This is a genomic window from Arthrobacter citreus, from assembly GCF_038405225.1.
Taxonomy (GTDB): domain Bacteria; phylum Actinomycetota; class Actinomycetes; order Actinomycetales; family Micrococcaceae; genus Arthrobacter_B; species Arthrobacter_B citreus_A.
This window is the reverse complement of the sequence record NZ_CP151657.1, coordinates 1,379,127-1,404,223: the sequence shown is the minus strand read 5'-3', so window position 1 is coordinate 1,404,223 and position 25,097 is coordinate 1,379,127. Positions and strand designations below refer to the sequence as shown.

General features: G+C 65.3%; 23 protein-coding genes. 12 read left to right on the top strand and 11 right to left on the bottom strand.

The annotated features are described in order from the left end of the window. The first annotated feature begins 110 nt into the window (after positions 1-110). The 4 genes from AAE021_RS06435 (at position 111) to AAE021_RS06420 (ending at position 4,858) form a co-directional block, all read left to right on the top strand. Entirely contained in the window at positions 111-1,322 is a 1,212-nt protein-coding gene (locus tag AAE021_RS06435; RefSeq protein ID WP_342024783.1) for an MFS transporter, read from the top strand. A 50-nt stretch (positions 1,323-1,372) separates the two neighbouring features. Then, a complete protein-coding gene (gene ligD, locus AAE021_RS06430) occupies positions 1,373-2,395 on the top strand; it encodes a non-homologous end-joining DNA ligase (protein ID WP_342024782.1) in 1,023 nt (340 codons plus the stop codon). A 153-nt stretch (positions 2,396-2,548) separates the two neighbouring features. Next, positions 2,549-3,928, top strand: coding sequence for a Na+/H+ antiporter NhaA (gene nhaA, locus AAE021_RS06425; protein WP_342024781.1), 1,380 nt, complete (start codon positions 2,549-2,551; stop codon positions 3,926-3,928). Between the two features lie 150 nt (positions 3,929-4,078). Then, the gene (locus tag AAE021_RS06420) at positions 4,079-4,858 is read left to right on the top strand and encodes a glycosyltransferase family A protein (protein ID WP_342024780.1); all 780 of its coding nucleotides are present in this window, start codon (positions 4,079-4,081) and stop codon (positions 4,856-4,858) included. On the opposite strand, the gene AAE021_RS06415 is transcribed toward AAE021_RS06420, so the two are convergent. Beyond that, positions 4,818-5,780, bottom strand: a complete 963-nt coding sequence (locus AAE021_RS06415) for an alpha/beta hydrolase (RefSeq protein ID WP_342024779.1) — start codon at positions 5,778-5,780, stop codon at positions 4,818-4,820. The genes AAE021_RS06420 and AAE021_RS06415 overlap by 41 nt on opposite strands. A gap of 140 nt (positions 5,781-5,920) precedes the next feature. Between AAE021_RS06415 and AAE021_RS06410 the strand changes: the two genes are divergently transcribed. Continuing rightward, positions 5,921-6,730: a lysophospholipid acyltransferase family protein gene (locus AAE021_RS06410; RefSeq protein ID WP_342024778.1), complete on the top strand. Its 810-nt coding sequence runs from the start codon at positions 5,921-5,923 to the stop codon at positions 6,728-6,730. A 56-nt stretch (positions 6,731-6,786) separates the two neighbouring features. Here the strand turns inward: AAE021_RS06410 and AAE021_RS06405 are convergent, their stop codons facing one another. Continuing rightward, positions 6,787-7,632 (bottom strand): alpha/beta hydrolase, encoded by an 846-nt coding sequence (locus AAE021_RS06405; protein ID WP_342024777.1) that lies wholly within the window; start codon positions 7,630-7,632, stop codon positions 6,787-6,789. A 217-nt stretch (positions 7,633-7,849) separates the two neighbouring features. Here AAE021_RS06405 and AAE021_RS06400 point away from each other — a divergent pair, with 217 nt between their 5' ends. Then, positions 7,850-8,353, top strand: coding sequence for an ATPase (locus tag AAE021_RS06400; RefSeq protein WP_342024776.1), 504 nt, complete (start codon positions 7,850-7,852; stop codon positions 8,351-8,353). 112 nt (positions 8,354-8,465) lie between these two features. Here the strand turns inward: AAE021_RS06400 and AAE021_RS06395 are convergent, their stop codons facing one another. After that, positions 8,466-10,094, bottom strand: a complete 1,629-nt coding sequence (locus AAE021_RS06395; RefSeq protein ID WP_342024775.1) for a DASS family sodium-coupled anion symporter — start codon at positions 10,092-10,094, stop codon at positions 8,466-8,468. Positions 10,095-10,279: 185 nt separating this feature from the next. On the opposite strand from AAE021_RS06395, the gene AAE021_RS06390 reads away from it, so the two are divergent. Continuing rightward, positions 10,280-11,266: a LysR family transcriptional regulator gene (locus AAE021_RS06390; protein ID WP_342024774.1), complete on the top strand. Its 987-nt coding sequence runs from the start codon at positions 10,280-10,282 to the stop codon at positions 11,264-11,266. A gap of 32 nt (positions 11,267-11,298) precedes the next feature. Here the strand turns inward: AAE021_RS06390 and AAE021_RS06385 are convergent, their stop codons facing one another. The 3 genes from AAE021_RS06385 to AAE021_RS06375 are packed head-to-tail and all read right to left on the bottom strand — an operon-like array spanning position 11,299 to position 14,157. Continuing rightward, a complete protein-coding gene (locus tag AAE021_RS06385) occupies positions 11,299-12,378 on the bottom strand; it encodes a tartrate dehydrogenase (protein WP_342024773.1) in 1,080 nt (359 codons plus the stop codon). Between the two features lie 31 nt (positions 12,379-12,409). Beyond that, positions 12,410-13,426: a DMT family transporter gene (locus tag AAE021_RS06380; protein WP_342024772.1), complete on the bottom strand. Its 1,017-nt coding sequence runs from the start codon at positions 13,424-13,426 to the stop codon at positions 12,410-12,412. Further along, positions 13,423-14,157, bottom strand: coding sequence for an AAA family ATPase (locus AAE021_RS06375; protein WP_342024771.1), 735 nt, complete (start codon positions 14,155-14,157; stop codon positions 13,423-13,425). Before AAE021_RS06375 ends, AAE021_RS06380 begins: the two co-directional genes overlap by 4 nt. Positions 14,158-14,250: 93 nt before the next feature. On the opposite strand from AAE021_RS06375, the gene AAE021_RS06370 reads away from it, so the two are divergent. Together AAE021_RS06370 and AAE021_RS06365 are read left to right on the top strand one after the other, a co-directional pair. Continuing rightward, positions 14,251-14,496: an RNA polymerase subunit sigma-70 gene (locus tag AAE021_RS06370; RefSeq protein ID WP_342024770.1), complete on the top strand. Its 246-nt coding sequence runs from the start codon at positions 14,251-14,253 to the stop codon at positions 14,494-14,496. Beyond that, positions 14,489-15,040, top strand: coding sequence for a Clp protease N-terminal domain-containing protein (locus AAE021_RS06365; RefSeq protein ID WP_342024769.1), 552 nt, complete (start codon positions 14,489-14,491; stop codon positions 15,038-15,040). The genes AAE021_RS06370 and AAE021_RS06365 overlap by 8 nt, the downstream gene beginning before the upstream one ends. Positions 15,041-15,060: 20 nt before the next feature. Here the strand turns inward: AAE021_RS06365 and AAE021_RS06360 are convergent, their stop codons facing one another. Beyond that, positions 15,061-15,648 (bottom strand): hypothetical protein, encoded by a 588-nt coding sequence (locus tag AAE021_RS06360; RefSeq protein WP_342024768.1) that lies wholly within the window; start codon positions 15,646-15,648, stop codon positions 15,061-15,063. 57 nt (positions 15,649-15,705) lie between these two features. Beyond that, positions 15,706-16,854, bottom strand: coding sequence for a zinc-dependent alcohol dehydrogenase (locus tag AAE021_RS06355; protein ID WP_342024767.1), 1,149 nt, complete (start codon positions 16,852-16,854; stop codon positions 15,706-15,708). A gap of 255 nt (positions 16,855-17,109) precedes the next feature. Here AAE021_RS06355 and AAE021_RS06350 point away from each other — a divergent pair, with 255 nt between their 5' ends. The 3 genes from AAE021_RS06350 (at position 17,110) to AAE021_RS06340 (ending at position 21,502) form a co-directional block, all read left to right on the top strand. Continuing rightward, positions 17,110-17,997 carry a glycoside hydrolase family 43 protein gene (locus tag AAE021_RS06350; protein WP_342024766.1) on the top strand — a complete coding sequence of 296 codons (888 nt, stop codon included), beginning with the start codon at positions 17,110-17,112 and terminating at the stop codon, positions 17,995-17,997. Then, a complete protein-coding gene (locus AAE021_RS06345; protein WP_342024765.1) occupies positions 17,994-20,141 on the top strand; it encodes a hypothetical protein in 2,148 nt (715 codons plus the stop codon). Before AAE021_RS06350 ends, AAE021_RS06345 begins: the two co-directional genes overlap by 4 nt. A 104-nt stretch (positions 20,142-20,245) precedes the next feature. Beyond that, positions 20,246-21,502: an ABC transporter substrate-binding protein gene (locus AAE021_RS06340; protein WP_342025338.1), complete on the top strand. Its 1,257-nt coding sequence runs from the start codon at positions 20,246-20,248 to the stop codon at positions 21,500-21,502. 102 nt (positions 21,503-21,604) lie between these two features. On the opposite strand, the gene AAE021_RS06335 is transcribed toward AAE021_RS06340, so the two are convergent. The 3 genes from AAE021_RS06335 to AAE021_RS06325 all read right to left on the bottom strand — a co-directional run bounded on the left by AAE021_RS06335 (position 21,605) and on the right by AAE021_RS06325 (position 25,091). Beyond that, positions 21,605-23,143: an alpha-N-arabinofuranosidase gene (locus tag AAE021_RS06335; protein WP_342024764.1), complete on the bottom strand. Its 1,539-nt coding sequence runs from the start codon at positions 23,141-23,143 to the stop codon at positions 21,605-21,607. Between the two features lie 108 nt (positions 23,144-23,251). Then, on the bottom strand, positions 23,252-24,148 hold the full coding sequence (locus AAE021_RS06330; RefSeq protein WP_342024763.1) for a carbohydrate ABC transporter permease: 897 nt from the start codon (positions 24,146-24,148) through the stop codon (positions 23,252-23,254). A 1-nt stretch (position 24,149) separates the two neighbouring features. Continuing rightward, positions 24,150-25,091, bottom strand: coding sequence for a sugar ABC transporter permease (locus AAE021_RS06325; RefSeq protein ID WP_342024762.1), 942 nt, complete (start codon positions 25,089-25,091; stop codon positions 24,150-24,152). Between the last annotated feature and the right edge of the window lie 6 nt (positions 25,092-25,097).

Genomic DNA, 25,097 nt, shown 5'->3' with positions numbered 1-25,097 from the left:
TCCGTGGAGTGTGCGGGCCGAGCCGGCACAATTTCCGGAGATCATCGTCCTCCGGGCACAGTATCTCCGGACCACAGAAAAGTTCCGGACAAAATAAATAGGAGCATCTGGTGACGCGCGGCGGTCAGAAACTATGGACCACGGGGTTTGTCCTCGCAATTATCACCAACTTTTTCCTTTCCCTGGTGTTCTACCTGCTGATGACCACCATGGCGTTGTACGCCGTGCAGCGGTTCGCCGCATCCGACAGCGCTGCGGGATTCGCCTCCGGATCGTTCGTCATTGGCGCGCTGGTCGCCCGAATCTTCAGCGGCAAGTTCCTGGACTTCATTGGGCGGAGGAAACTGCTCCTCGGCGGACTCGCTGTTTTCACGGCAGCGGCCCTGCTGTACCCCATGGCTGACAGCCTGGCCTCGCTGCTGGCCATCCGGCTGATCCACGGCGCGGCCTTCGGTGCGGCAAGCACGTCAATTTCAGCCTCGGTCATGGGCCTGATTCCGGTTCGCCGCCGCGGTGAGGGGACCGGGTACTTTGGCATCTCCACAACGCTGGCCACCGCCGTCGGGCCCTTCCTCGCCGTGCTGATCGTGGACCGCTTGACCTACGAGTTCCTGTTCCTGGCCAGCGCCGGCTGCGCTGCCCTGGCGCTGCTCGTGGCGCTGATGCTGAAGCTCCCCGAGCGGACGCCGACGGCGGCTGAACAGGCGCGCAAGTGGCACCTGCGGTTCACTGACATCATGGATCCGGCGGCCCTGGCCATCGCCTCCATCATGTTTGTTGCCGGTGCTTCCTATGCCGGCGTCCTGACCTTCATCAATTCCTATGCCCAGTCTGAAAACCTGGTCACCGCGGCGAGCACCTTTTTCCTGGTCTACGCCGCCGTCGTGCTGGTATCCCGGCTGTTCATGGGCCGGCTGCACGACACCTACGGGGACAACGCGGTCATTTATCCCACCCTGGTCTCCTTCGCCGTTGGCCTGGCGCTGCTGGCCTGGGCACCCAACGGTTTCGTGATGGCGGCGGCCGGAGTGTTTGTCGGCATCGGCTTTGGCGCCCTGGTTCCCACCGCCCAGGCCGTTGCCGTCACCATGGCGCCCGCCCACCGCATTGGGCTGGCAACCTCCACCTTCTTCATCATGATGGACGCGGGGGTGGGCCTGGGCCCGCTGGCCCTCGGTGCGCTGGTGCCGCTGACCGGTTACCACGGCATGTACTGGCTGCTGGCCGGGTGCATCCTGGCCACCACGGTGCTGTACCACTTTGTCCACGGGCACAAGCGGTACCGCCGCAGCGACGAGGCGGAAACTGACGCGCCCGCCTGATCCCAGCAGCCATCCGTGACCCTCCGGCGAATCCGGAGTAGGTTATCGCCATGGCCGGCAAAGCAACCACACTCACTGTCCAGGGTCCGCACGGCGAGCGCGAGATGCGGATTTCCAGCCCCGACCGGGTGCTTTGGCCCGAGCTGGGGCTGACGAAGCTTGACCTCGCGCAGTACGTGGCGGAGGTGGGCAGCGCCTTCATCACCGCTAACGGAGACCGTCCCGTATCGCTGCAGCGTTTTCCCGACGGAATAGACGGTGAACAGTTCTTCTCCAAGAATCCGCCCAAGGGTGCGCCTGACTTTATCCGGGCCGTCACCGTCACCTATCCGAGCGCACGCGCACATCCCCAGCTGATCCTCGACGAACCGGCAGCCGCAGTCTGGGCCGTCCAGATGAACACGGTGGTCTTCCATCCCTGGCCGTCCCGCACCGAAAACACCGACAACCCGGATCAGCTGCGCATCGACCTGGATCCGCAGCCGGGCACGGATTTTGACGACGCCGTGCCGGCCGCCGTCGAGCTGCGCAGCGTCCTTGCCGAAGCCGGCCTGGAAGCGTTCATCAAGACCTCAGGCAACCGGGGGCTGCACGTTTACGCGCCCATCACCCCGGATCATGAGTTCCTTGATGTCCGTCATGCCGTTATTGCGGCCGCCCGCGAGCTGGAGCGCCGGATGCCGGAGAAGGTCACCACGGCCTGGTGGAAGGAGGAACGGGGAGAAAACATCTTCGTGGACTTCAACCAGGCAAACCGTGACCGCACCATCGCCGGCGCCTACAGCCCGCGGGCGCTGCCGCATGCGCCGGTGTCCACCCCGCTGGCCTGGGACGAGCTCGAGGACGCGGACCCGCGGGACTTCACCATCCTCACGGTTCCCGAGCGGCTGCGCACCGTCGGGGATCCCTGGGCGGACATGGGTTCCAGCCCGGGCAGCATTGAGGTGCTGCTGCAGTGGTGGCAGCGGGATCTGGACAACGGACTGGGCGAAATGCCGTTCCCGCCGGATTATCCCAAGATGCCAGGCGAGCCGATGCGGGTCCAGCCGAGCCGGGCCCGGAAGAAAGACTGACCGCGCCCGCTGTGGCCTCCCATCCAGGAAATGTGTCGGCTGGCAGCGGCCTTCGGTTCGAGCGGGGCCCGGATTTCCCGTAAGGTGGAACGAAGGTGCGCCGGGAAGTCTGGTCGGCAATAACATTGTCGACCGCTTTTTCAGGAGTTCTCCGTGCAGCCCCATCAGTCCCCGGAACCAGCTTCCACTTCCAAGGACCGCCCCCGCTTTTTCAGCCGCGGCAGTTACAGCGAAAAACTCCGTATCGGTGAAATCCTGCGTAAGGAAACCGTCGGAGGCATGCTGCTGGTCGCAGCGGCAGTCATCGCCCTTATCTGGGCCAACTCACCGCTTTCGGACAGCTACTTCGCGCTGCGTGACTTCGAGATCGGCTACGAGCCCTGGCACCTGCAGCTAAGCCTGGGCGCTTGGGCCGCCGACGGCCTGCTGGCCGTTTTCTTCTTCCTCGTGGGACTGGAGCTCAAACGTGAGTTCGTGGCCGGCGATCTGCGGAATTTCAGCAAGGCCATTGTTCCCGTGGCGGCCGCCGTGGGCGGCGTCGTGGTTCCCGCAGCCATTTACGCCGTCATCAACCTGAGCAGCCCGGAGACCCTCAAGGGATGGGCCATCCCCACGGCCACCGACATCGCCTTTGCCGTGGCCGTCCTCGCAATCATCGGCTCACATCTGCCGTCCGCGCTGCGGATCTTCCTGCTGACCCTGGCCGTGGTTGATGACCTGCTGGCCATCACCATCATTGCCGTCTTCTACACCGAGGACCTGGAGGTCACACCGCTGCTGCTGGCACTGGCCGGACTGGCGCTCTACACCTTCCTCGCGCAGAAGTACCGCCGCTTCTTCGGGCTGAAGGCCTCCGCCGCATGGTTCATCCTGCTGCCGATCGGCGTCGTCGTCTGGGCCCTGGTGCACTCCTCCGGGATCCATGCCACCGTTGCCGGCGTGCTGCTGGGCTTCGCGGTTCCGGTTATCCGCAGCAAGGCCAGCGGCGGCCCCGAGGCCGGACCCGGCCTGTCGGAAATCTTCGAGCACCGCTTCCGCCCCCTGTCCGCCGGTTTTGCGGTTCCCGTGTTCGCGTTCTTCTCCGCCGGGGTGGCGGTGGGCGGCTGGGACGGCTTTGTCTCCTCGCTGACCGACCCCATTTCCGTGGGCATCATTGCCGGTCTGGTGCTGGGCAAGCCGATCGGCATCCTCGGCACCACCTGGCTGCTGACCAAAGTCACCCGCGCCACCCTGGATACGTCGTTCAAGTGGATTGACCTCCTCGGCGTTGCCGTGCTGGCGGGGATCGGTTTCACCGTTTCGCTGCTGGTCGCCGACCTGAGCTTCGGACACGGGACACTGCCCAATGACCACGCCAAGGTGGGCATCCTGACCGCATCGATCCTGGCCGCGCTGCTGGCAGCACTGATCCTCTCCCGCCGCAACCGCCACTACCGTGCGGTCGAGGCGGAGGAAAACGTGGACGACGACGGCGACGGCGTGCCCGATGTGTATCAGCAGTCCAATGCGGTGCGCCCGCCCCGGCAGGACTAACCCCGGCAGGACTAACCCAGGCAGGACCGGTCCTGTTAGATCAGGTTTCGGCAGGACCAGTCCGCGGTCCGGGTAAATCGGCGGGCTCCGGTTCACTTCCGGGCGAAGGCATGGCCGGCCCCGGCCGGTCACCGCTACAGTCGTGACACCATGGCGACAATCTCGGTGGTTATCCCGTCCCGGAACGATGCACCGATGCTCGCTGCCTGCCTTGCGGCCCTCGGCCGCCAGACCAGGACCCCGGATGAAATAGTGGTGGTGGACAACGCCAGCACCGACAACACTGCGGCCGTGTGTTCCGCGGCCGGCGTGCGCCGCCTGTACCTGGACCTTCCGGGCATCACCGGGGCAACGGCTGCCGGCCTCGATGCCGCAACCGGGGATATCCTGGCCCGCCTGGATGCGGATTCCGTTCCGCCACCGGACTGGCTGGAGCGGGTGGAGACACTGCTCGCATCGGCGGGGCCGCTGACGGCGGTTACCGGTCCTGGAGACTTTTACGGCGCGAACCGGATGATCTGCTGGGTGGCCCGCAACATTTATATCGGCGGGTACATCCGAGTGGTGGGGCTGCTGCTCGGCCACCCGCCGCTGTTTGGCTCAAACTTCGCGATGCCGGCGGGCATGTGGGCCGCCCTTCGGGACCGGGTGCACCGGGACCGTCCGGAGCTGCATGATGACCTCGAATTGAGCTACCAGATCCGCCCGGACATGTCGGTGCTGTATGACCCGCGGCTGCGGGTGGGCGTTTCGGCCCGCCCTTTTTACAGCTGGCGGGGACTGCGCAGCCGGGTGGTGCGCGCGTACCAGACGTTCGACGTCGACTTCCGCGGTGAACCGCCGGGGCGCCGGCTGCGCGAACGGCACCGGCTGCGTGCCCGGCGCAGGCTCACTCCGCCGCCGCATACAGCGCCAAGAGGTCCCGGCTGAGCTGGTGCGGCGCGTCCTCACAGGGCGCGTGCCCGGTCCCGTAGACCGCAAAACGCGCGCGGATCGAATCCGCAAAGGCCTGATGCAGGCGCAGCGGCCACACATCGGCGCGGCCCACCGCCACCAGCTTGGGCAGCGGGGCTGCCGCAAGCAGGCTGCGCAGGTCAGGGGACTGCTTCATCAGCGCCACGATGTCCTGCAGAGACTGTTTCCGGGTGTACTCGAAGCGGTGGCGGATGAACCGCATGCGGGACTCAGGGGTGTGAACGAAGTTTCGTCGGATACCCCACACAATGAGACCCGCGTGCATCTTGTCATTGACCAGGGGACTGAACTTGCCCACCCGGCTGACTGTGCGAAAGCTCTGGCCGGGAACCGGGGGACAGCTGAGCAGGCACAGCGACCGGAACAGCTCGGGGCGTCGGACAAAAGCGATCTGGGCGACGATTGCGGCAAAGGAGTATCCGAGCACGTGCACGGCCCCGCCCAGGGACTCCAAAATGGCCACCAAGTCATTGACGAACAGCTCGTACGTGTAACGGCTCTGCGGAGGATCCAGCTGCTCGGGCCCGGCAGCCACTGACTCGTACTGCCCCGCCATGTCGTAGCTGAGGACGTAATACCCGGCAGCCGCCAGGACGGGCATCATGAGCGAAAAGTCTTCCTTGGAGCCCATCACCCCCGGGACCAGCACAACGGGCGGATCAGTATCCTCCCCCATGATGCGCACGGCCAGAGAACCGCTGGGGGCCAGGAACCACCCGGGGCGGGAACCGTCCGGTGGCCGAAACCAGTCTGTCTCGCCCAAGGCGGCGTCCAGGGCTTCCGCCTCGTCCGCGGCGTCGGGCACGGCCGGTGCGCCCGGTGCGGCCGGTGATGAACCGTCGCTGATGCGTGCCCGGGCCGGGATTCGCCATGCCATATCCCACCATAACCGCGTGCCATGCTTCCGTGGCCAGAGTGGGCCGGAAAACGGGCCGTCAGAGTGCAGACCGGGTTCCGCGCAGGGCCCGGCCACCGGATAGAATCGAGATCCGCCGGATACAAAAACAGGAGCTGACGTTGAAGTTTTCCCCCAACAAGTACGTCTACCGCAGCATCGTCCTGACCGGGGCACTGTCGATCAAGCTGTTCCGGGTTCCCGTTCTTCCAACCGGCCTGGAGAATCTTCCGGCTGATGAGGAAATCTCCGGCCTGGACCGGAAAGTGGTCCCCGGCAAGGGTGCCGTCGTGGCGATCACCCACTTCGGCTACCTGGACTTCGTGTTTGCCGAGTACCTGGTGTGGCGGAAGCTGAAGGCCCACATGCGGTTCCTGGTGACCAAGAAGGCAGCCCGCAAGCCCTTCGTCAAGGCCGTCTGCGAGATGTGCGAGCACATCATCGTGGACCGGTCCGACGGCGCCGCGGCCTATGCCGAATCAGTGGAGGCGCTGCGCCGCGGCGAATACCTTGCAGTGCTCCCCGAGGCCGGCGTGAGCCGCAGCTTCAGCGTCCGCAAGCTCAAGACCGGAGCGGTCCGCATGGCGGCGGAAGCCGGCGTGCCGATCATCCCGGTTTCCGTTTGGGGCGGGCACCGCATGCTCACCCGCGGCGGACACGGCCTGAGCCTGAAGTCCGTCTGGAAGACGCCCGTCCGCATCCACGTCAGCCCGATGATCCGCGTTGAGCCGGATGCGTCGGTCGTGGAAGAGACGGAACGGCTGCAGAAAACCCTGCAGGCGGGCATGGATCACTGCATTGACACATACCAGGAGACCCCCGAGCCGGGTGCCTGGTGGATGCCGGTGAGCCGCGGCGGCAGCGCCATGACCGTGGAGGAACAGCTGATCCTGGACGAGAAGGACCGCGAAAAGTACAAAATCACCGGCTAATGTCTCTGGCTGGTGCCAGGGTCCCCGGCCCGGCAGCGGGGCCGGGGATCCTGGCCTCACGCGCTCTTGAGGAAGTCCAGCAGCGCCTTGTTCACCTCATCGGCGTGTGTCCACAGCAGGCCGTGCGGTGCGCCGTCGACCTCCACGTAGCGGGCCTGCGGCAGGGCGGCGGCGAACGGACGCCCGGTGGAATCGATGGGCAGGATATTGTCCGCCGTTCCGTGCAGGATCAGCACCGGCATCCCGGAGTTCCGCACCGTTTCGACATCGGCCCGAAAGTCGGTGATCCACGTCGGAACCACCGAGTAGGCCGCCATGGGTGCACTGCCGACGGCGACGTTCCAGCTTCCGCGCACCGCCTCCTCGCTGATCCGGGTGCCCAGGTTCTCCCCGAGGTTATAGAAGTCGGAGAAGAAACTGGTGAACCAGGCGTACCGGTCCGCCTGCGCTGCGGCAGCTATTCCCTCGAAGACTTCGGCGGGGACGCCGGTGGGATTGTCCGGTGTCTGCAGCAGGAACGGCTCCAGCGAGGCCAGGAACGCCAGCCGGCTGACGCGGTCCGTTCCGTGCCGGCTGACGTACCGCGCAAGCTCGCCGGTGCCCATGGAAAAGCCAACCAGCACGACGTCGTCAAGGTCCAGATGGGTGAGGACGGCGTTTAGGTCATCCGCAAACGTGTCATAGTCATAGCCGGTAACCGGGTGGCTCGACCGTCCAAAGCCGCGCCGGTCATAGGTAATCACGCGGTAGCCGCCGCCGAGCAGGGCTCTGGTCTGCCGTTCCCAGGAGTCCCCGTCCAGTGGGTAGCCGTGGACCAACAGCACCGGCTGGCCGGATCCATGGTCCTCGTAGTGGAGCTCAATATCTCCGGTGTTTTCGGTACCTACCGTGATGCGGGGCATGGCGATTCCTCTTTCAGCAGGGGCGGTTGATGCAATTCCCGGCAAAGTCTGGTGAGATTCTTGCGGCGGGGCAGGCATAGCGCAAGGGCGGAGCCTTAGGCACCCCCAGGAAAACGGGGGACACATGGACGGCAGCGGCGAGCCAACAGGGTCAGGATCAGGATCAGCCGACCCGGGATCGCGCTCGGAGGTGCTCTTCATCGGGGGATGTTCCGGCGTGGGTAAAACCACTGCCGCGCTGGAGCTGCATGCGCTGCTCACGGCACTGGACGTCCGGCACGCCGTTATCGAAGGAGACGTCTTGGATTTGGCCCATCCGGCGCCGTGGCTGCACCCCTCCCCATGGAAACACGGCCTGGCGGCCCGCAACCTGGCTGCCCTGTGGCAGAACTACCGCACGCTGGGTTACCAGCGGTTGGTTTACACGAATACCGTCTCGGTGCGTGAAACAGCAGAGCTGGCGGAGGCAATGGGCGACAGCCCCCGGGTCCACGCCGTCCTGCTGCGCGGTTCCGAAAGCTCCGTCGCGTCCCGCCTCACCGGGCGTGAGTCCGGCCCGTCCCTGACGCAGCATCTGGCCCGCAGCCGCGAAGCAGCAGCCGCCCTTGACCGGCATTCCCCGGAGTGGGTCCACCGGGTGTCCACGGACGGCCGGACGGCCGCGGAGGTGGCCGCCAGCCTTTTAGCGCTGACGGGGTGGTCAGTGCCCTCCAACCCATAACACCCGAACCAGTAACACCCGGGCGCCAGCAGCTCCGGAGCCCCACCCCGTGAGCCCCTACCCCATGAGTCCAAACCCCTGAGCCGCTGATCCCCTGTGGCCACTGATCTCCCTAGCCGCCGATGCCCACCACGGCGATCATGACCGGCACGATGGTGATGATCAGGGCGGCGCCGAGGATATCGAAAAACAGACCGGTGCGGATCATTCGGGTGATGGGCACCGCGCCGGTTCCGTAGACAATGGCATTCTGCGGAGTGGAAACGGGAAGCATAAATCCGAAGGATGCAGCGAAGGTGGCTGCCAGTGCCGGAACAAACGGGTCCACGCCGATGGCCTGGCACAGGGGGATCACGATGGGGACAATCACCGCGGCCGACGCCGTGTTGGAGGTGGTTTCCGAAATCAGGATGGCGAGGATTGCCGAGAAGACGGTAATGGCCACGATATTGGTGATGTTCAGGTTCTCCGAAGCTCCCTGTCCGATGGTTTCCGCAAGTCCGGTTTCCGCCAGCAGTGCGCCGAAGATAATGCCGGTTCCGAAAAGCAGGATGGTGCCCCAGTCGATCTTCGCGGCGTCGGACCACGTCAGGGTGGCCTGCCGCTGCTTCCAGTTGACCGGAAGGATGAACAGCAGGGAGGCGCCCAGCACCGCGACAATCCCCTCATCCAGACGGTCATCAAGGAAAATGTAGGCTTCGGATTCGGTTCCGCCAATCAGGCTGGCAACGGCGGGGGCCAGCCACAGCGTAACCGTCACCCCGAACGCGACCAGGGTGTTGATTTCCGCACGGGACATTTTGCCCTGTGCCCGGCGCTGCTCCCGCACGTACTCCTCGACCCCTTCAATGCGCCGGATTTCCGGCTTGTTCAGCAGCAGCATGATCAGGGCCAGGATCACAAACATCGCCAGGCACACGGGAGCGGCAATCGCCATCCACTGGGCGAAGGAAATCCGCACGCCCGTGGCTTCCTCGATGAGGCCGCGGCCAATCAGGTTGGGCGGCGACCCAACGGGAGTGAGCAAACCGCCCACACTGGCTCCGTACGCCAGCATCAGCAGCAGGGCTGCGCCGATGCGCATCCGCAGCGGATCAAAGTCTGCTTTGACCACGCCGCGGTCCTGCATCAGCTGGGCGATGACCACCAGCACGCCCAGCGCGGTGGGCATCAGCATGGCAACGGTGGCGGTATTGGACACGAAGGCGGAGAGCAGGCAGGTGATGACGCCGAAGGCAATCACCACCCGGTAGGTGGATTTACCCACCCCGGGCATCGACAGCACAGCAAAGGCGAGCCGCTGGGCAATGCCGTGCTTGAGCATGGCCTGCGCCAGGATGAAGGCGCCAATGAACGTGAAAATGGTGGTGGAGCCGAACGGTGCCAGCACGGCGCTCGCAGGGGCCACCCCCAGGATCACGATGGCGGCGACACCGATCAGCCCGCCGATGGGAATGGGGACCGGCTCACAGATCCACAGGATGATCACGCCGAGCAGGATGGCGGCCAGCATGTGCTGCTGGGGGTCCAGATTCAGGGGGAGCAGGGCAAAGACGACGGCGACGACGGGGGCCAGGAACAGGCCGATCGTTTGCCTGGTGCGTTCAAACCGCTCCTCCCGCGGAGAAAGGGTCTGCTCGCTCAGGCTGCGGAAGGTGGTCCCTCCCAGGAGAGCGGCGCGGACATCGGTGCGTTGCGGGGACCCCGGGTCTTCGGTTGGAGCCGGCTGCTGCGTATACACAATCCTGGTCCTTCCTCGTTGAATGCGTTCACTATGCAGCAGTGCCTTGCGCCCCGTCCAGAACCTGTTGTCTACTCACCCATAGGAAGGACCAATAAGGCCGCCCCGCAGCCACGTCCCCGCCCCTGCACAGGTTTCCCGGCGTCTCTGATGGCTGTCCACATTTCGAAGGCAGAGGAGCTTTCATGGATGTCCGGCACCTGAAGTGCTTCCTGGCCGTGGTGGACTATCAGGGGTTTACCCGGGCGGCGGAGCGGCTGCTGATCGCCCAGCCGTCGCTGTCCCAAACCATCAAGAGCCTGGAGCGGGATCTGGGAGTTCCGCTTTTTCACCGGGTCGGGCGCACCGTGGTGCTCAGCGAAGCCGGCAGGGAGCTCGTGGGTCCGGCGCGCGTCGTCGTCCGCGATCTGGACGCGGCCCGCGCCGCCATAGATGAGTTGAAGGGGCTGCGGCGGGGACGGTTGGATGTCATTGCCATGCCCTCGCCGGCCATTGAACCGCTGACCTCCATTATTGCCGCGTATGCCCGCACCCATCCCACGGTGACCGTCAGCGTCCATTCCGCGTTCACCCGGGACGAGGTGGTCACCGCAGTCCGTGACGGCAGCTCGGAAATCGGCCTCCTGGGCTCGGACCGGCCGTTTCGTGCCGCGGACATCGACGTGGTGTCTCTTGGCCGCCAGCCCCTCATGCTGTTCCTCAACCCCCACGCGAAGTTCCCTGGGGCCGCCGCGGATAGCGCCGCGGATGGCGGAGCGGCTGACGGAGCGGAAACCGGAAGAGGGCAGGAACGGGCGGCGGACGGCGGGGGGCCCGTGGTCCGGTGGGAGGACCTGTCCGGCCACCGCATCGTCGCATCCCAGCGGGGCTCCTTGATGCGGTGGGCCGTGGACGAGGCGCTGGCCGGCGGGGTCGATCTCGAAATCGCAGTGGAGGTGGCCCACCGGACGTCAATCCTGCCGCTGGTCCTGGCCGGTATCGGTCATGCTGTTCTGCCCTCCGCCTGGATCCCGCTGGCGCGGCAGGCAGGACTGCGGACGGCACGGCTTGAACCCGAAACGCATCTGCACGTTTCGGCGCTGAGCCGGGCCGCAGAGCTGACTCCGGCGGCCCGGGCCTTCCTCGCCGTGGCGTCCGGGCAGAACCCGGTTCCCGCCGCCGCGCAGGGATAGAAAACTCCTATGCGTGCGGGGGGGGGGGGTTCTCAGGCGGCGCTGCCGGATCCGATCCGGGCGAGGATCTCCCGGGTAAATTCTTCGGTTCCGGCGGTGCCGCCAAGGTCCCGGGTCCGGACGGGGGAGTCCGCCAGCACGCCGAACACGGCTTCAAGCACCTCGGCGCCGGCCTCGGGGTGGCCCAAGTGGTCCAGCATCATGGATGCGGACCAGATTGCCCCCAGCGGGTTGGCCACTCCCTGCCCGAAGATGTCCGGTGCGGAGCCGTGCACCGGCTCGAACATGGAGGGGTACTCCCGCTCGGGGTTCAGGTTGGCGGAGGGGGCAATGCCGATGCTGCCGGCAATCGCGGCGGCCAGATCGCTGAGGATGTCACCGAAGAGGTTGGACCCGACGATGACGTCGAAGCGTGAGGGGTTCAGGACCACTTTGGCGGCCAGCGCATCAATGTGTTCGGAGGTCCACGTCACTTCGGGGTAGTCGGCGGAGCGCTCGCGCACCAGCTCGTCCCAGAACGGCATGGTGTGAATGATGCCGTTGGACTTCGTGGCCGAGGTCAGGACACCCCGGCGCTGTCCGGCCAGGTCAAAGGCATAGTCCAGGATCCGGGTGACGCCCTGCCGCGTGAAGACGGATTCCTGGATGGCCATTTCGGAGGGCAGCCCGCGGTTGAGCCGGCCGCCAATCTCCGAATACTCGCCCTCGTTGTTCTCGCGGACCACCACAAAATCGACGCCGGGATCGGTCAGTTCGGCACGCAGGGGGCTGGGAACGCCCGCCAGGACTTTGATCGGCCGCACATTGACGTACTGTCGGAACTCGCGCCGGATGGGAATCAGCAGTCCCCACAGGCTGACGTGGTCCGGCACTCCGGGCCAGCCGACGGCGCCCAGCAGGATGGAATCGTGTCCGCGGATGGAGTCCAGGCCGTCCTCGGGCATCATGGCGCCCTTTTCCAGGTATCGGCGGCAGGACCAGTCGAACTCGTCGTACGCCAGGCTGATCCCGTGGCGCGGGGCCACGGCGTCAAGCACGGCCCGGGCCGGCGGCAGGACTTCGTGGCCGATTCCATCTCCGGGGATCAGGGCAATGCGGTAGCTCTTCGTCATGTTGCCATCCCACGGTAACCCGGGGCCAAAGTCAAAGGAGGGACGGAAGTGTGTCCGGGCGCCTGCCTCTCCGGCCCGGTGCAGGCATGGTCAGGATCAGCAGCCCGCAGAGGACTAGCGCCGCACCGGTCCAGCCCGCCGGCAGCAGGCGCTCGCCGACGACAAGCACGGCGAGTGCAGCGGCCACCACGGGCTCCAGCAGGGACAGGGTGGTGGCCGTGCTGGGCAGGATCCGCGCCAGACCGGAGCCGAACAGCACATAGCCGGCAAACATCGGGACCAGCGCCATATACAGTCCCACCGCTGCGTTCGGCCAGGATGCCAGCAGCGGGGCTCCTGTCACTGCGAGCACCGGCATCAGCAGCAGCCCGCCCAGGCCGAAAGTCGCTCCCATCGCGGCCCGTGCCGGCACGCCCCGGTTCATCAGCCGGTGCGCGGTCCAGGAGTACAGCGCGTAGGTGGTGCCGGCCGCCAGCCCCAGCAGGACCCCGGCGACGACGGCGCCGGGCTGGCGGGCGCCGTCGTCGCCGGTTGCAGCGGCCGCTTCCGCCACGCACAGCAGGACCGTCCCACTAATTGCCGTGCCGGCCCCCGCCGCCCAGCGCAGGCTAAGCCTCCGGCCGTCCGCAAGGCGCTCCATGACCGCCGAGGCCAGTGGGGCCGAACCGATGCTGACCACGGTGCCCACCGTGACACCGGCCAGATGCATGGAGGAATAGAAGGCCAGCGGATAGACGGCTACGGCCACTGCGCCGAGCCCCACCGAGGATCGGTGGCGGAGCAGCGGAAGACGGGCAGCCCGGAGCTGCGGCACTGCCGTGAGGGCCTGGAGCAGCCCGCCGATCCCCATGGCGGCAGCGCCGATGGCCAGCGGTCCCACCTCCGGGGCAAGGGTGGCTGCAGTGCCGGTGGTGCCCCAGAGCACGGAGGCCAGCACCACGAACAGGGCTCCGGCGGCTGCGCCCCTGCCGCGGGGCCCCGCGCCGGCGGTGCGGGGATTTTCGGTGGGGCCAGAGGGGCGCTGCGTGCGGCCAGTGTCCGGCGTCATGGCGCGAGGATGTGCCGCAGGTAGCGCCGGGGTTCGTCCAGGTATGACCTCCAGTTCCGGACCAGGTCTAGGTCCTCCCATTCACGGCGCGCTATGCCGTGCTCACCCGTTTCATAGATGGTGGCGCCGGGAAGCGAGGCCAGCACGGGGGAGTGGGTGGCGCACAGGATCTGCGATCCATTGGCGGCGAGGTCGCTCAGCACCCCGATCAGGGCCAGGGTGGAGCCGAAGGACAGTGCGGCTTCGGGCTCGTCCAGGCAGTAGAACCCCTGCGTGTTCAGGTACGTTTCCGCCAGGGCAAGGAAGGATTCTCCATGGCTCATGGCGTGGAAGTCCCGGCCGCCGCCGAGTTGGTCCTGGAAGGTGTAGTACCCGTGCATTGTTTCCGCCCGGAGGAAGAAACCCCACTTGGGTGCGCCCGGCTGCCGGACGAGGCTGATCCAGCCGCTCAGCGGGGACTCCGTCCGGTGCGTGGAGTGTGCTGAATGCACGGTTCCGCCCTCCGGGCCCAGGCCGTAGGCGGCCGCGACAGCCTCCACCAGGGTGGATTTGCCGCTGCCGTTCTCCCCGACCAAAAAGGTCACGCCCGGCGGAAGTTCCAGCCCGGATTCCAGGACCGCGGCTATTGCGGGAACCGCAGCGGGCCAGCCGGACGGGGGAACCTCTGCGTCGGGCCGGCGCCGGATTTCACGGATCAGCCGCGGATCATCAAAACCTCGGGAAGGTGGCATGTCCCTATTCTGGCAGGCGGCGCACCGGAGCCCGGAAAAGTTATTTGGCAACAAGTGTTGACGCTCGTATCAGCGTCAACCTAAGCTGACGGCATGAACGCTGAACAGAACCTTATTGGCGAGGGCACGAGCAACGATCCCGCCGTCGGACTGCGCGCTGTGGCCGCGCTGCGGCGGCTGGTGGACCGGCTGGAGTTTTTGCAGGTGCAGAACGCACGGAAGCTCGGATGGTCCTGGGCAGAGATCGCCGCTGCGGTCGGAGTATCCAAACAGGCAGTGCACAAAAAACATGCGGGGCGGATATCCGCTTCCGCGGACAAGGGAGACAGAAATGTTTGAACGCTTTTCGGAATCAGCCCGCACCGTGATCATCGAGGCACAGGAACAGGCCCGCTTACTGGGGGACAGCGAAATCACGGCGGACCATCTCCTGCTTGGAGTCCTGGCCAGCGGTGACAACCCTGCCGTCCGGGTCCTGAACCGCCTCGGGATCGACGGCGGGGCGGTGGCCCGGCGCGCCCAGGGGCTCGGCAGTGCGGACGCGCAGGCGCTGGAGGCCATCGGCGTCGACCTCGATGCCGTCCGCGAGCGCGCGGAGGCAAGCTTCGGCCCCGGGGCCCTGGATCAGCCCCGGCGGGCCAGGGGATTATTCAAGGGCCGCGGCGGAGGGCACATTCCCTTCACCTCCCCGGCAAAGGACGCGCTCACGCAGTCGCTGCGGGAGACCCTGGCCCTGGGGGCAAAGACCATTGGCCCGGAACATCTCCTGCTGGGCCTGCTGGCGGGGAATAACGGCACGGCGGCGCACACGCTCCGGGGGCTGGGGGCGGACCCGGCACAGGTGCGGGCGGAACTGCTGCGGGATCTGGGTCGGGCCGCCTAGTCCGCCCGTGCGGGCAGCACTCAGGTTCGGGCCGCCCGCACAAGCCTGCGGACCGCCGCGAAGACGGCGCCTCCGGCCAGGATCCAGGGCCCCGCGGCAAACACCGGCACCAGCGCCTGTTCCTTGAGGTCTGCCCGCTTCCTGCCGAACCGGGAGGAAAAGCCGTGTCGGGTGAACTCGGTGACGGCGCCGGTTTCGGTGACCGGATTATCGGGCCGGAGGGTGAGGAATGAACGCAGGTGGCTGCCGCCGGCGTCGACCCTGTCCGCGGCGATCAAAATCAGCCAGTGCGCCGCCCGGGCCTCGCTGTACTTGTAGGCATAGCGGCGCATCGCTCCCGACACCCCCTTTAACGGAACCGAGGTCCCGAACACCGGGGTCACGAACTGATGCTCAATGGAATGCTCGCGTGGCTGCTTCTGCTGCTGGCGTTCCGGGAAATCCCAGTGGGCGCCCGTGTCCACATCAGTCTGCATCTTTGGGACGGAAGGCCTGTCCGCGGGGTCCAGATCCACTCCCCACCCGGGGATGCGCGCCCGCAGTTCCTCATTGGTGAACCTGCGCTTTTGCACTCCTGCCACATAGGGAGTGCTGGGTGTTTCTGCCATGGTATTCCTCGCTTTCACAGCTTTCACAACGGCTGCGGAACGCTGCCGGGAGGGTTTTCAGGACGCTTCGGGGATGACCAGGGTTTTGATGCAGTCATCGAGCTTGGCGGAGAACATGTGATAGCCCTCGGCGATGTGCTCCAGTGGGATCCGGTGCGTCACGATGTCGCTGGGCCTGAGGTAGCCGTTGCGGATGTGTTCAAAGAGCCGGGGCCACTGGCGCTTGACCGGACACTGGTTCATTTGAAGCGTCAGGCCCTTGTTGAGGGCATCGCCAAACTTCACGGCGCTGAAGATGGGGCCGTACGCGCCCACAACCGACACGGTTCCCGCTTTACGGACTGAATCAATGGCCCAGTTCAGCGCCACCGGGGACCCGCCCTGCAGCTTGAGCTGCGCGGCCGTGACGTTTTGGATAAAGCTCCCGTCCGCCTCCGCCCCGGCCGCGTCAATGGCAACGTCCGCCCCGAGATAGTCGGTGGTTTTTTTCATTTCCACCACAATGTCCTCGTACTCGGCAAAGTTCCACGTTTCTGCGTGGGCAAAGGACCTGGCTTTCTCCAGCCGGTAGTCCAAGTGGTCCACCACAATGACCCGGCCCGCCCCCATCAGCCAGGAGGAAGCGGCAGCATAGAGCCCCACGGGGCCCGCTCCGAACACGATGACGGTGTCTCCCTCGCGGATGTCACCGAGCTGCGCGCCGAAGTATCCGGTGGCGAGGGCGTCGGTCAGCAGGACTGCGTCCTCCTCATCCATCCAGTCCGGAATGATGGAGGGACCGACGTCGGCAAAGGGAACACGGACAAACTCCGCCTGCCCGCCGTCGTACCCGCCGCAGGTGTGGGAGTAGCCGTAGATGCCGCCCACGGCTGTGGCATTCGGGTTGACGTTGTGGCAGTTGGAGTACAGGCCCCGGGTGCAGAACCAGCAGGATCCGCAGTAGATGTTGAACGGCACCATGACCCGGTCACCCACACTCAGGTTCTGCACCGATGAACCGACTTCGTGCACCACGCCGACAAACTCGTGCCCAAAAGTGGTCCCGACCCGGGTGTCCGGCATCATGCCGTGATAGAGGTGCAGGTCGGAGCCGCAGATGGCCGCCGCTGTAACCCGCACGATGGCGTCATTCGGATGCTCAATCCGAGGAATGTCTTTTTCTTCGACGCGGACCTTGTAGGGTCCGCGGTACACCATTGACCGCATTGGTTTCCCCTTTTAGCAAGCATGCTGATGATTTGTGTTTACCCTGCCTCGCGCAGCTCCGGGTAGTCAAGGGTGGCAAAGCTGCGGCGGCGGAATCTCGAACGCATGTTCGAACAGAAGGACGGCCGCTCACCTTTCCTGGAGTCGCCTGCGGGTTGCCTGCAGCCGAGATCCGGGCCTTCTGAGCACTTGAATGTGACGTACGTCATTGATACGTTTCAGAAAGCGGTTTCACACAGTCAATCCAGGAGAACCATGGCCATCGGCAGTACCAGCATGCTCACTGACATCCAGATCCGGGATCCGTTTGTCCTGCCCGTGGCAGCGGAGGGGGCCTATTACCTCTTCGGCAGCACCGACGCGGACATCTGGTCAGGCCCCGGCACCGGCTTCGACTGCTACCGCAGTGTGGACCTCAACCAGTGGGAGGGGCCGCTGCCCGCCTTCCGCCCGGATGATTCCTTCCTGGGCTACACGGAGTTCTGGGCGCCGGAGGTCCATGCCCACCTTGGCCGGTACTACATGTTCGCGACCTTCAAGGCTCCCGGCGCCATGCGCGGAACGTATGTGCTGGCAGCCGAACGCCCCGAGGGCCCGTACATCCGCTGGTCCCCGGGAGCGGTAACACCGGCGAACTGGCAGTGCCTGGACGGCACCTTCCACGTGGACGACGACGGCGCACCGTGGATGATCTACTGCCACGAATGGGTCCAGGTGCATGACGGCGCCGTGTATGCCCAGCGCCTGTCGCCGGATCTGCGCTCAGTCACCGGTCCGCCCGTTTTCCTGTTCAGTTCCTCCGAAGCGTCATGGAGCACTCCGCTGAAGCGCCGCGAGCCGCTGAAGTTCCCCGCCTACGTGACGGACGGCCCCTTCCTGCGCCGGACGGCGGCCGGGGAACTGCTCATGGTGTGGTCGGCCATGGGCAGCAGCGGTTATGCGATGGGGGTGGCCCGCTCCGAGTCGGGGCGCGTGGAGGGGCCCTGGACACAGGACCCCGATCCGGTGTGGCCCGAGGACGGCGGGCACGGCATGATTTTCGATACGTTTGACGGGACTCCTGTCCTTACCCTCCATCACCCCAACCGGACGCCGGATGAGCGCGCCGTTCTGCAGCCGCTTCCAGCCGGGCAGTTCACATGAGTCCCGAAGCATCACGGGCGCATGCCCCGGCCATCAACCGCAGGCAGCTGGTGCGCCGCCACAATGTCCGCCAGGACCGGCTGGATCCAACCAGCCCCGCATCGGTGGGCAACGGAGACATCGCCTTCACCCTGGACCTCACCGGGATGCAGACGTTTCCGGATGAGTATCCGGTGGGAGAACCCGGTGACAAGGATGCCGGAACCCTCCTGGGAACACAGTCCTCCTGGGGCTGGCACTCCATCCCGCCAGCCGGAGACACCCCCGACATTGCCGATTCCCTGGTGGAATACGGCTCCCCGCGGGGCCCGGTGCGCTACGTTGACCTCAACGGCGGCACGCAGGATGAGTTCAGTGAGGCGCTGACCGGAGGCGAAGCCTGGCTGCGGGCCAACCCCCACCGGCTCGATCTCGGCCGCATCTCACTGTCCCTGGACGACGGCACCGGCCCCCGGCCCCCACAGCCAGCAGAAATGAGCGCCGCAGAGCAGTGCCTGGACCTGTGGACGGGAATAGTAACGAGCACCTTTGCGCTCGCAGCCGAGCCGGTCACGGTGGAAACCGCATGCCATCCGGACCGGGACGAGCTGTCCCTGACCGTTAGCTCGCCCCTGCTCGCCCGAGGCCTGGGCCTAACCGTCGCCTTTCCCTACGGATCGGGGATCTGGCACAACGCGGCGGACTGGGAACAGCCCGGAGCCCATCGGACGCTCGTCGAGCGCACAGACGGCGGGTGGCTTGTGAAGCGTACCCTCGATGCGGCGGAATACCGGGTGCGGATTGCCAGTGCCGAAGCTGCGCTCGAACTCACCGGGGACCATGAGCTGCGCATCAGCACTCCCGGCGAGAGGCTGGAAATCTCCTTCCTGTTCCTCCCCGCAGGGATACCCGCTGCAGGACACCGTGGCACGGACGCCGGAGCGGACCCGGAGCCGGCAGGTGCGGCCGGCACAATGGCCGCCTCACGGCAGGGCTGGGAGCGCTTCTGGATGACCGGAGCGGCAGTGCAGCTTGCCGAGACCCCGGATCCGCGGGCCATGGAACTTGAACGACGGATCGTGTTGTCCCAGTACCTCACCAAGGTGAACTGCTCGGGCATGACACCGCCCCAGGAGACCGGGCTGGTGTGCAACTCCTGGCGCGGCCGGTTCCATCTGGAGATGCACTGGTGGCACAGCGCCCACTTTGCCCAGTGGAACCGTCCGGAACTGTTGGAGCGGAGCATGGGCTGGTATGAGGACATCCGCGGGTCCGCGACCGCCACGGCCCGAAGCCAGGGCTTCCCGGGCGCCAGATGGCCTAAGCAAGTGTCACCGGACGGCAGGGAGAGCCCGAGCACCATTGGCCCGTTCCTGGTCTGGCAGCAGCCCCATCCCATCTACCTGGCCGAACTTCTTTACCGCGCGCAGCCGTCCCGGGAGCTGCTGGACAGGTATGCCGGGATTGTCCGCGACACTGCAGATTTCATGGCAGGCTTCGCCGTGCCCGTTGACGGGGGCTACCACCTCGGTCCGCCCCTGATCCCGGCCCAGGAGAGCTACGCGTCACTGCGCGCCCGGATCAGCAACCCCACCTTTGAGCTCGCCTATTGGCAATGGGCGCTCAGGGCCGCAGGCCAATGGATCCGCCGGATGGGCGGGGAGCCTGATCCGCTGTGGGAGGAGGTCGCTGCGGGGATGGCGGCACCGATGGTCAGGGACGGTGTGTATGCCGCCATGGACGTCGAACCGTTCACCGTTCGGGAGGACCACCCCTCCATGCTGTGCGCACTGGGGTTCCTGCCCTCGACCGAGCTTATTGACCACGCCACCATGCGGGCCACCCTGCATGACGTGCTTGGTGACTGGGATTGGAAGAGTACCTGGGGGTGGGACTATCCGGTTGCCGCTATGACGGCAGCCCGTCTGGGCGAACCAGAAACCGCCGTGGACTCCCTGCTGATGCCGGTCGGGAAAAACACCCATCTCCCCAATGGGCACAACCGCCAGACCTCCACACTTCCCGTGTACCTTCCCGGCAACGGCGGCTTGCTCGCCGCCGTGGCGCTAATGGCGGCAGGTTGGGACGGCGGTCCATCAGGCCATGCCCCCGGTTTCCCCGAGTCATGGACCGTCCAATGGGAGGGGCTGATACCGGCGCCCTGACTTTTCGCGGCACCCCGCCCCACAAACCCGCCCACACTTCACTTGCACTTCCACTTCACTGAACGGGGAACTCCATGACTCAACATTCCAAATTACGACGCTTGATGGGGGCTGCAGCCGCAGCCGTACTACTGGCCACCGGCTGCAGCAGCTCAGGTTCCGGCGGCGAAGGGGAGGAGGGTCCGGTAACCATCCGGTTTTCCTGGTGGGGCAACGACACCCGCGCGAGTGAAACCATGCAGGTCATCGAAGCCTTCGAAGCAAAGAACCCGGACATCAAGGTAAATGCCGATTTCTCCGACTTCGGCGGCTACTGGGACAAGATGGCTACTCAGACCGCGGGAGGGGATGCGCCCGACCTGTTCGCCATGAGCGGCTCCTACCCCTCCGAATACGCCAGCAGGGGAGCACTGCTGGACCTGTCCGAGGTGTCCGGCACCATTGATACCTCCGGGTTTGCCGAGGGAACGGTTGAGCTCGGCCAGATTGACGGTGTCCAGTACACGGTGACTGCCGGAGTCAATGCCATGAGCATGGTGGTGGACCCCGTGGTGTTCGAAGCGGCCGGGGTGGACCTGCCCGACGACGAGACGTGGACGTGGGAGGACTACAGCGAAATTGCCGCTGAAATATCCGCAAAGTCACCGGCCGGCACGTATGGAACGACACCCATGACCAACGATTCATTCCTGGCAGTCTGGGCCCGCCAGAAGGGGGAAGAACTGTATGCGAAGGACGGGTCGTCGGTGGCGATGAGCGAAGGCACGCTCACCGACTGGTTTGAAATGAACCTTGACCTCATGGAAAACGGCGGGTCTCCCGAGGCTTCCGTTGCTGTGGAGGACATCAACTCGGGTTCACCGGAGCAAACTCTCATGGGTGTGGGGCGCCAGGGCATGAAGATCTCATGGAGCAATCAAATGAATGCGTATGCGGGCAACGGGCTGCTGATGATGAAGCTTCCGGGTGAAGCCGGGAAGCCGGGAGCATGGCTGCGCTCCTCGATGGAGTACGCGATCAGTTCAGCGTCCGACCATCCGGAGGAGGCGGCGCGGCTGCTGGACTTCCTGGTCAATGACGAGGAGGCGGCCAAGGTGATCAAGCTGGACCGCGGAATGCAGGCCAATCTGGAGGTGCGGGCGCAGGTGCTTCCACTGCTGGATGAAGGGAAACAGCAGGAGGCAGACTATCTGGACCGACTGGCCGCCCTGGACATCACTCCTCCCGCCCCGCTTCCGCCCGGTTCCTCCGACACACTGAAGATCCTGGACCGGCAGCTCTTTGAGGTCCTGTTCGGCCGGCTGTCCGCACAGGAGGCTGCGAAGGCATTCATCAGCGAGGTGAACACCAACCTCTCCTGAAACTAGGAAAGGAGCGCCATTCGAACAAACGTTCGAATGGCGCTCCAGTCTGGACACCGGTTTGCCCGGCGCTCGCCGGTGCCCCTACCCGGCGGAGGATTCCTAGGCCTTGCTGACTTCAACTTCCACAACGGCCCAGGACAGCGCGGGAAGGGTGAGCCGCAGTTCGCTGCCCACTGCCTTTACTCCGGACAGGGGAGCCAACCCCACCTGCTCGCCGTCGGCCTGCGAGTTGATGGCAAAGCGGTCCCGGCCCTCGGGAACCTGCAGGACTTCGGAGCGGGTGACTTGGCCGGCGTCGAATCCGCCGAGGGAAACTTCCACATCGGCCGCTTCCTCCAGGCCGCGGTTGGCCAGGAAGAGTGCAACCTTTCCGGCTTCTTCGTCCCACGTAACACTGACGTCCACGAGGTCAGCGTCGCCGAAGCGCGTGGTGGCATATTTGTCGGAATCCACAGCCGTGCGCATGATCCGTCCCTTGGCCAGGGCAGCCATGCGGGCAAACGGATGAAAGATGGTCTGCCGCCAGGCCGGCCCGTTCTCTTCAGCCATGATCGGGGCAATCACGTTCACCAGCTGGGCCTGGTTGGCAATGCTCACCCGGTCACCGTGGCGCAGCAGCGAGTTCAGCAGGGTCCCGACGACGACGGCGTCCGTCACGTTGTACTTGTCCTCGATGACGCGGGGGTGCTCGCGCCAGCCCGCGCGCGCCACCGCGGCCGGCTGGTCGTCGGTGTCCAGCCCCCGCTGGTACCAGACGTTCCACTCATCGAAGGACAGGTTGATGAACTTCTTGTGCTTGCCGCGTGCCCTGACGGCGTCTGCGGTGGCGACCACTGACTCAATGAAATAATCCATGTCGACTGCGCTGGCCAGGAAGCTCTCGGCATCACCTTCGTCCTCTTGGTAGTAGGCATGCAGCGAGACGTAGTCCACCTCGTCGTAGGCATGGCCGAGCACGGTCTGCTCCCAGGCGCCAAAGGTTGGCATGGAGGAGCTGGAGCTGCCGCAGGCAACGAGCTCGAGGTCCGGATCGACGTACCGCATGGCCCGGGCGGCTTCCTGGGCCAAACGGCCGTACTCGTCAGCCGTCTTGTGCCCGGTCTGCCATGGCCCGTCCAGCTCGTTGCCCAGGCACCACAGCTTGATGTTGAAGGGGTCCTTGTGCCCGTTTTTGGCCCGAAGGTCGGAGAGATAAGTGCCTCCGGGGTGGTTGGCGTATTCCACCAGTTCGCGTGCGGCATCAACGCCGCGCGTGCCCAGATTGATGGCCTCCATGATTTCGACGCCGGCCTTGCGGGACCAGTCCACAAACTCATGCAGGCCAAAGGCATTGGTCTCCACCGTGTGCCAGGCGCCGTCGAGCCGGGTGGGTCGCTGGTCAATGGGCCCGACGCCGTCCTCCCAGTTATAGCCGGAGACAAAGTTCCCGCCGGGGTAGCGGACAACGGTGGCTCCCAGTTCACGGACCAGGCCCAGGACATCCTGCCGGTAGCCCTGCTCGTCGGCTTCGGGGTGGCCCGGTTCGTAGATTCCGGTGTAGACGCAACGGCCCATGTGTTCCACGAAGGAGCCGAACAGGCGCCGGGGAACCTCTCCGATGGTGAAATTGCGGTCAATGCTGATCCTTGCGCGGGACATATATTTTTACTCCTTGAAATGGTGGTGCGGTCTGAACTGGTGATGCGCTCCGAACTGGAGCGGGGGTGGGAGTGATGATGGGAGGGGTGGTGGAAGGAACAGGCGCCGTCAGGTGCCGGCAAGGCCGGTGGTGGAGATGCCCTTGATGATCTGCCTCTGGAAGAAGAGGAAGACGATGATCAGCGGCAGGGCAGCCAGCAGGGCGGAGGCCATGTTTTGTGCATACTGGATGCCATAGGCGCTCTTGATGGTCTGCAGCCCCACCGGAAGCGTGAGCAGCGAAGGATCGTTGGTTGCGATGAACGGCCACAGGAAGTTGTTCCAGGCACCGATGAAGACAAAGATCGCTACGGCAGACAGGATCGGGCGGGAGAGCGGAAGGACGATCTGCAGAAACACCCGCATCCTCCCGGCGCCGTCCATGATGGCCGCTTCTTCTAGTTCCCGCGGAATCTGGTCGAAAAACTTCTTGAGAATAAAGACCATCGCCGGAGCAATCACCTGCGGAAGGATGATCGCCCAGTAGGTGTCAATCAGGTGCATCGACAGCAGCTGGTAGAACAACGGGATGATCAGCACGGGCGGCGGAATGATAATTGACGCGATGATTACGGACATGAGGATTCGCTTGCCCTTGAAGTCGATCCGGGACAGGGCATAGGCGCACAGCGCCGAGATGACAAGGGTGATGACGGTGATGGCTGCCGAGGTGATCAGGGAGTTCCAGGTCCACAGCGGAATGTTCCCTTCGCCGAGCACCTTGGTGAAGGCATCCAGGGTAAAACCGGATTCAGGGAACCAGGTGAGCGGGGTTGCTGCCGCCTCGGTCTCGGGCTTGAAGGCCGTAACCGCTGCCCAGGCATAGGGAAGCAGCCAGACAACGGCCAGGACGGAAACAATTGCGGTTCCGGCGATGCGTGCGGGGGTTGCCGTGCGCCTGCGGTTCTGCCGCGGGGCCGGCGGTACCGGTGCCGCCGGAGGTCGGGTAAGTGCCGGTGCTGCCATGTCAGAGGCTCCTTCGCCGGTTGATGAAGAACTGCCCGCACGAGACCACGATGATCAGGGCGAAGAACACGTAGGAAATGGCTGCGGAGTAACCGAACCGATAGCCGGTGAACCCGGTTTCGAAGATGTACTGCACGATCGTCCGCGTGGTGCCCGCGGGTCCGCCTTGGGTCATTTGGTAGACCTGGTCGAAGATTTTCAGGGATGCCAGGACTTGGAGGATGACGATGAGGACCGTGGTCGGCCCGAGCTGGGGGAGCGTAATGGAGAAGAACTGCCGCCATCCTCCGGCTCCGTCCAGTGACGCCGCCTCGTAGTGCTGCTGCGGAATGTTCTGCATGGCTGCCAGGTACAGCAGGAAATTGAAGCCCACGGTCCACCAGACAGTGGCGATGACGATGGCCCACATGGCAACCTTGGGGTCGTTGAGCCAGGCGACCGGCGGAATACCCACCTTCGAGAGAATGTCGTTGATCAGGCCCAGCTGCGGGTTGTACATCCAGGTGAAGAACAGGGACACCACGGTGGAGGCCAGCAGATAGGGCGAGAAGAAGGCCAGCCGCCACAGCCACTGGGCCGGAAGGCCCATGTTCACCAGAGCTGCCATGGCCAAGGCAATGACCACCAGCGGAACGGTGCTGATTACGGTGAAGTACAGGGTGTTGCCCAGCGACTGCCAGAGATCCGGATCCTGGAACGCTTCGGTGTAGTTCGCGAAACCGAGCAGCTCGCCATTGGCGCCGGTGAGGGACTTTCCGGTCAGGCTCATGTAGAAGCCGTAGACGATGGGCCAGACCAGGAAGAGGGCGAAAAAGGCCAGGAACGGAGCGCTGAATCCCCAGCCGTGCAGGTTGTCCCGGCGTGACTTGCGCCGGGCGTTGGGCGGGGCAGCTGATTGTCCGGCAGCGCTGCCGGCACCCCTTGAAGCGGTTGCGGTACTCATGAAGGA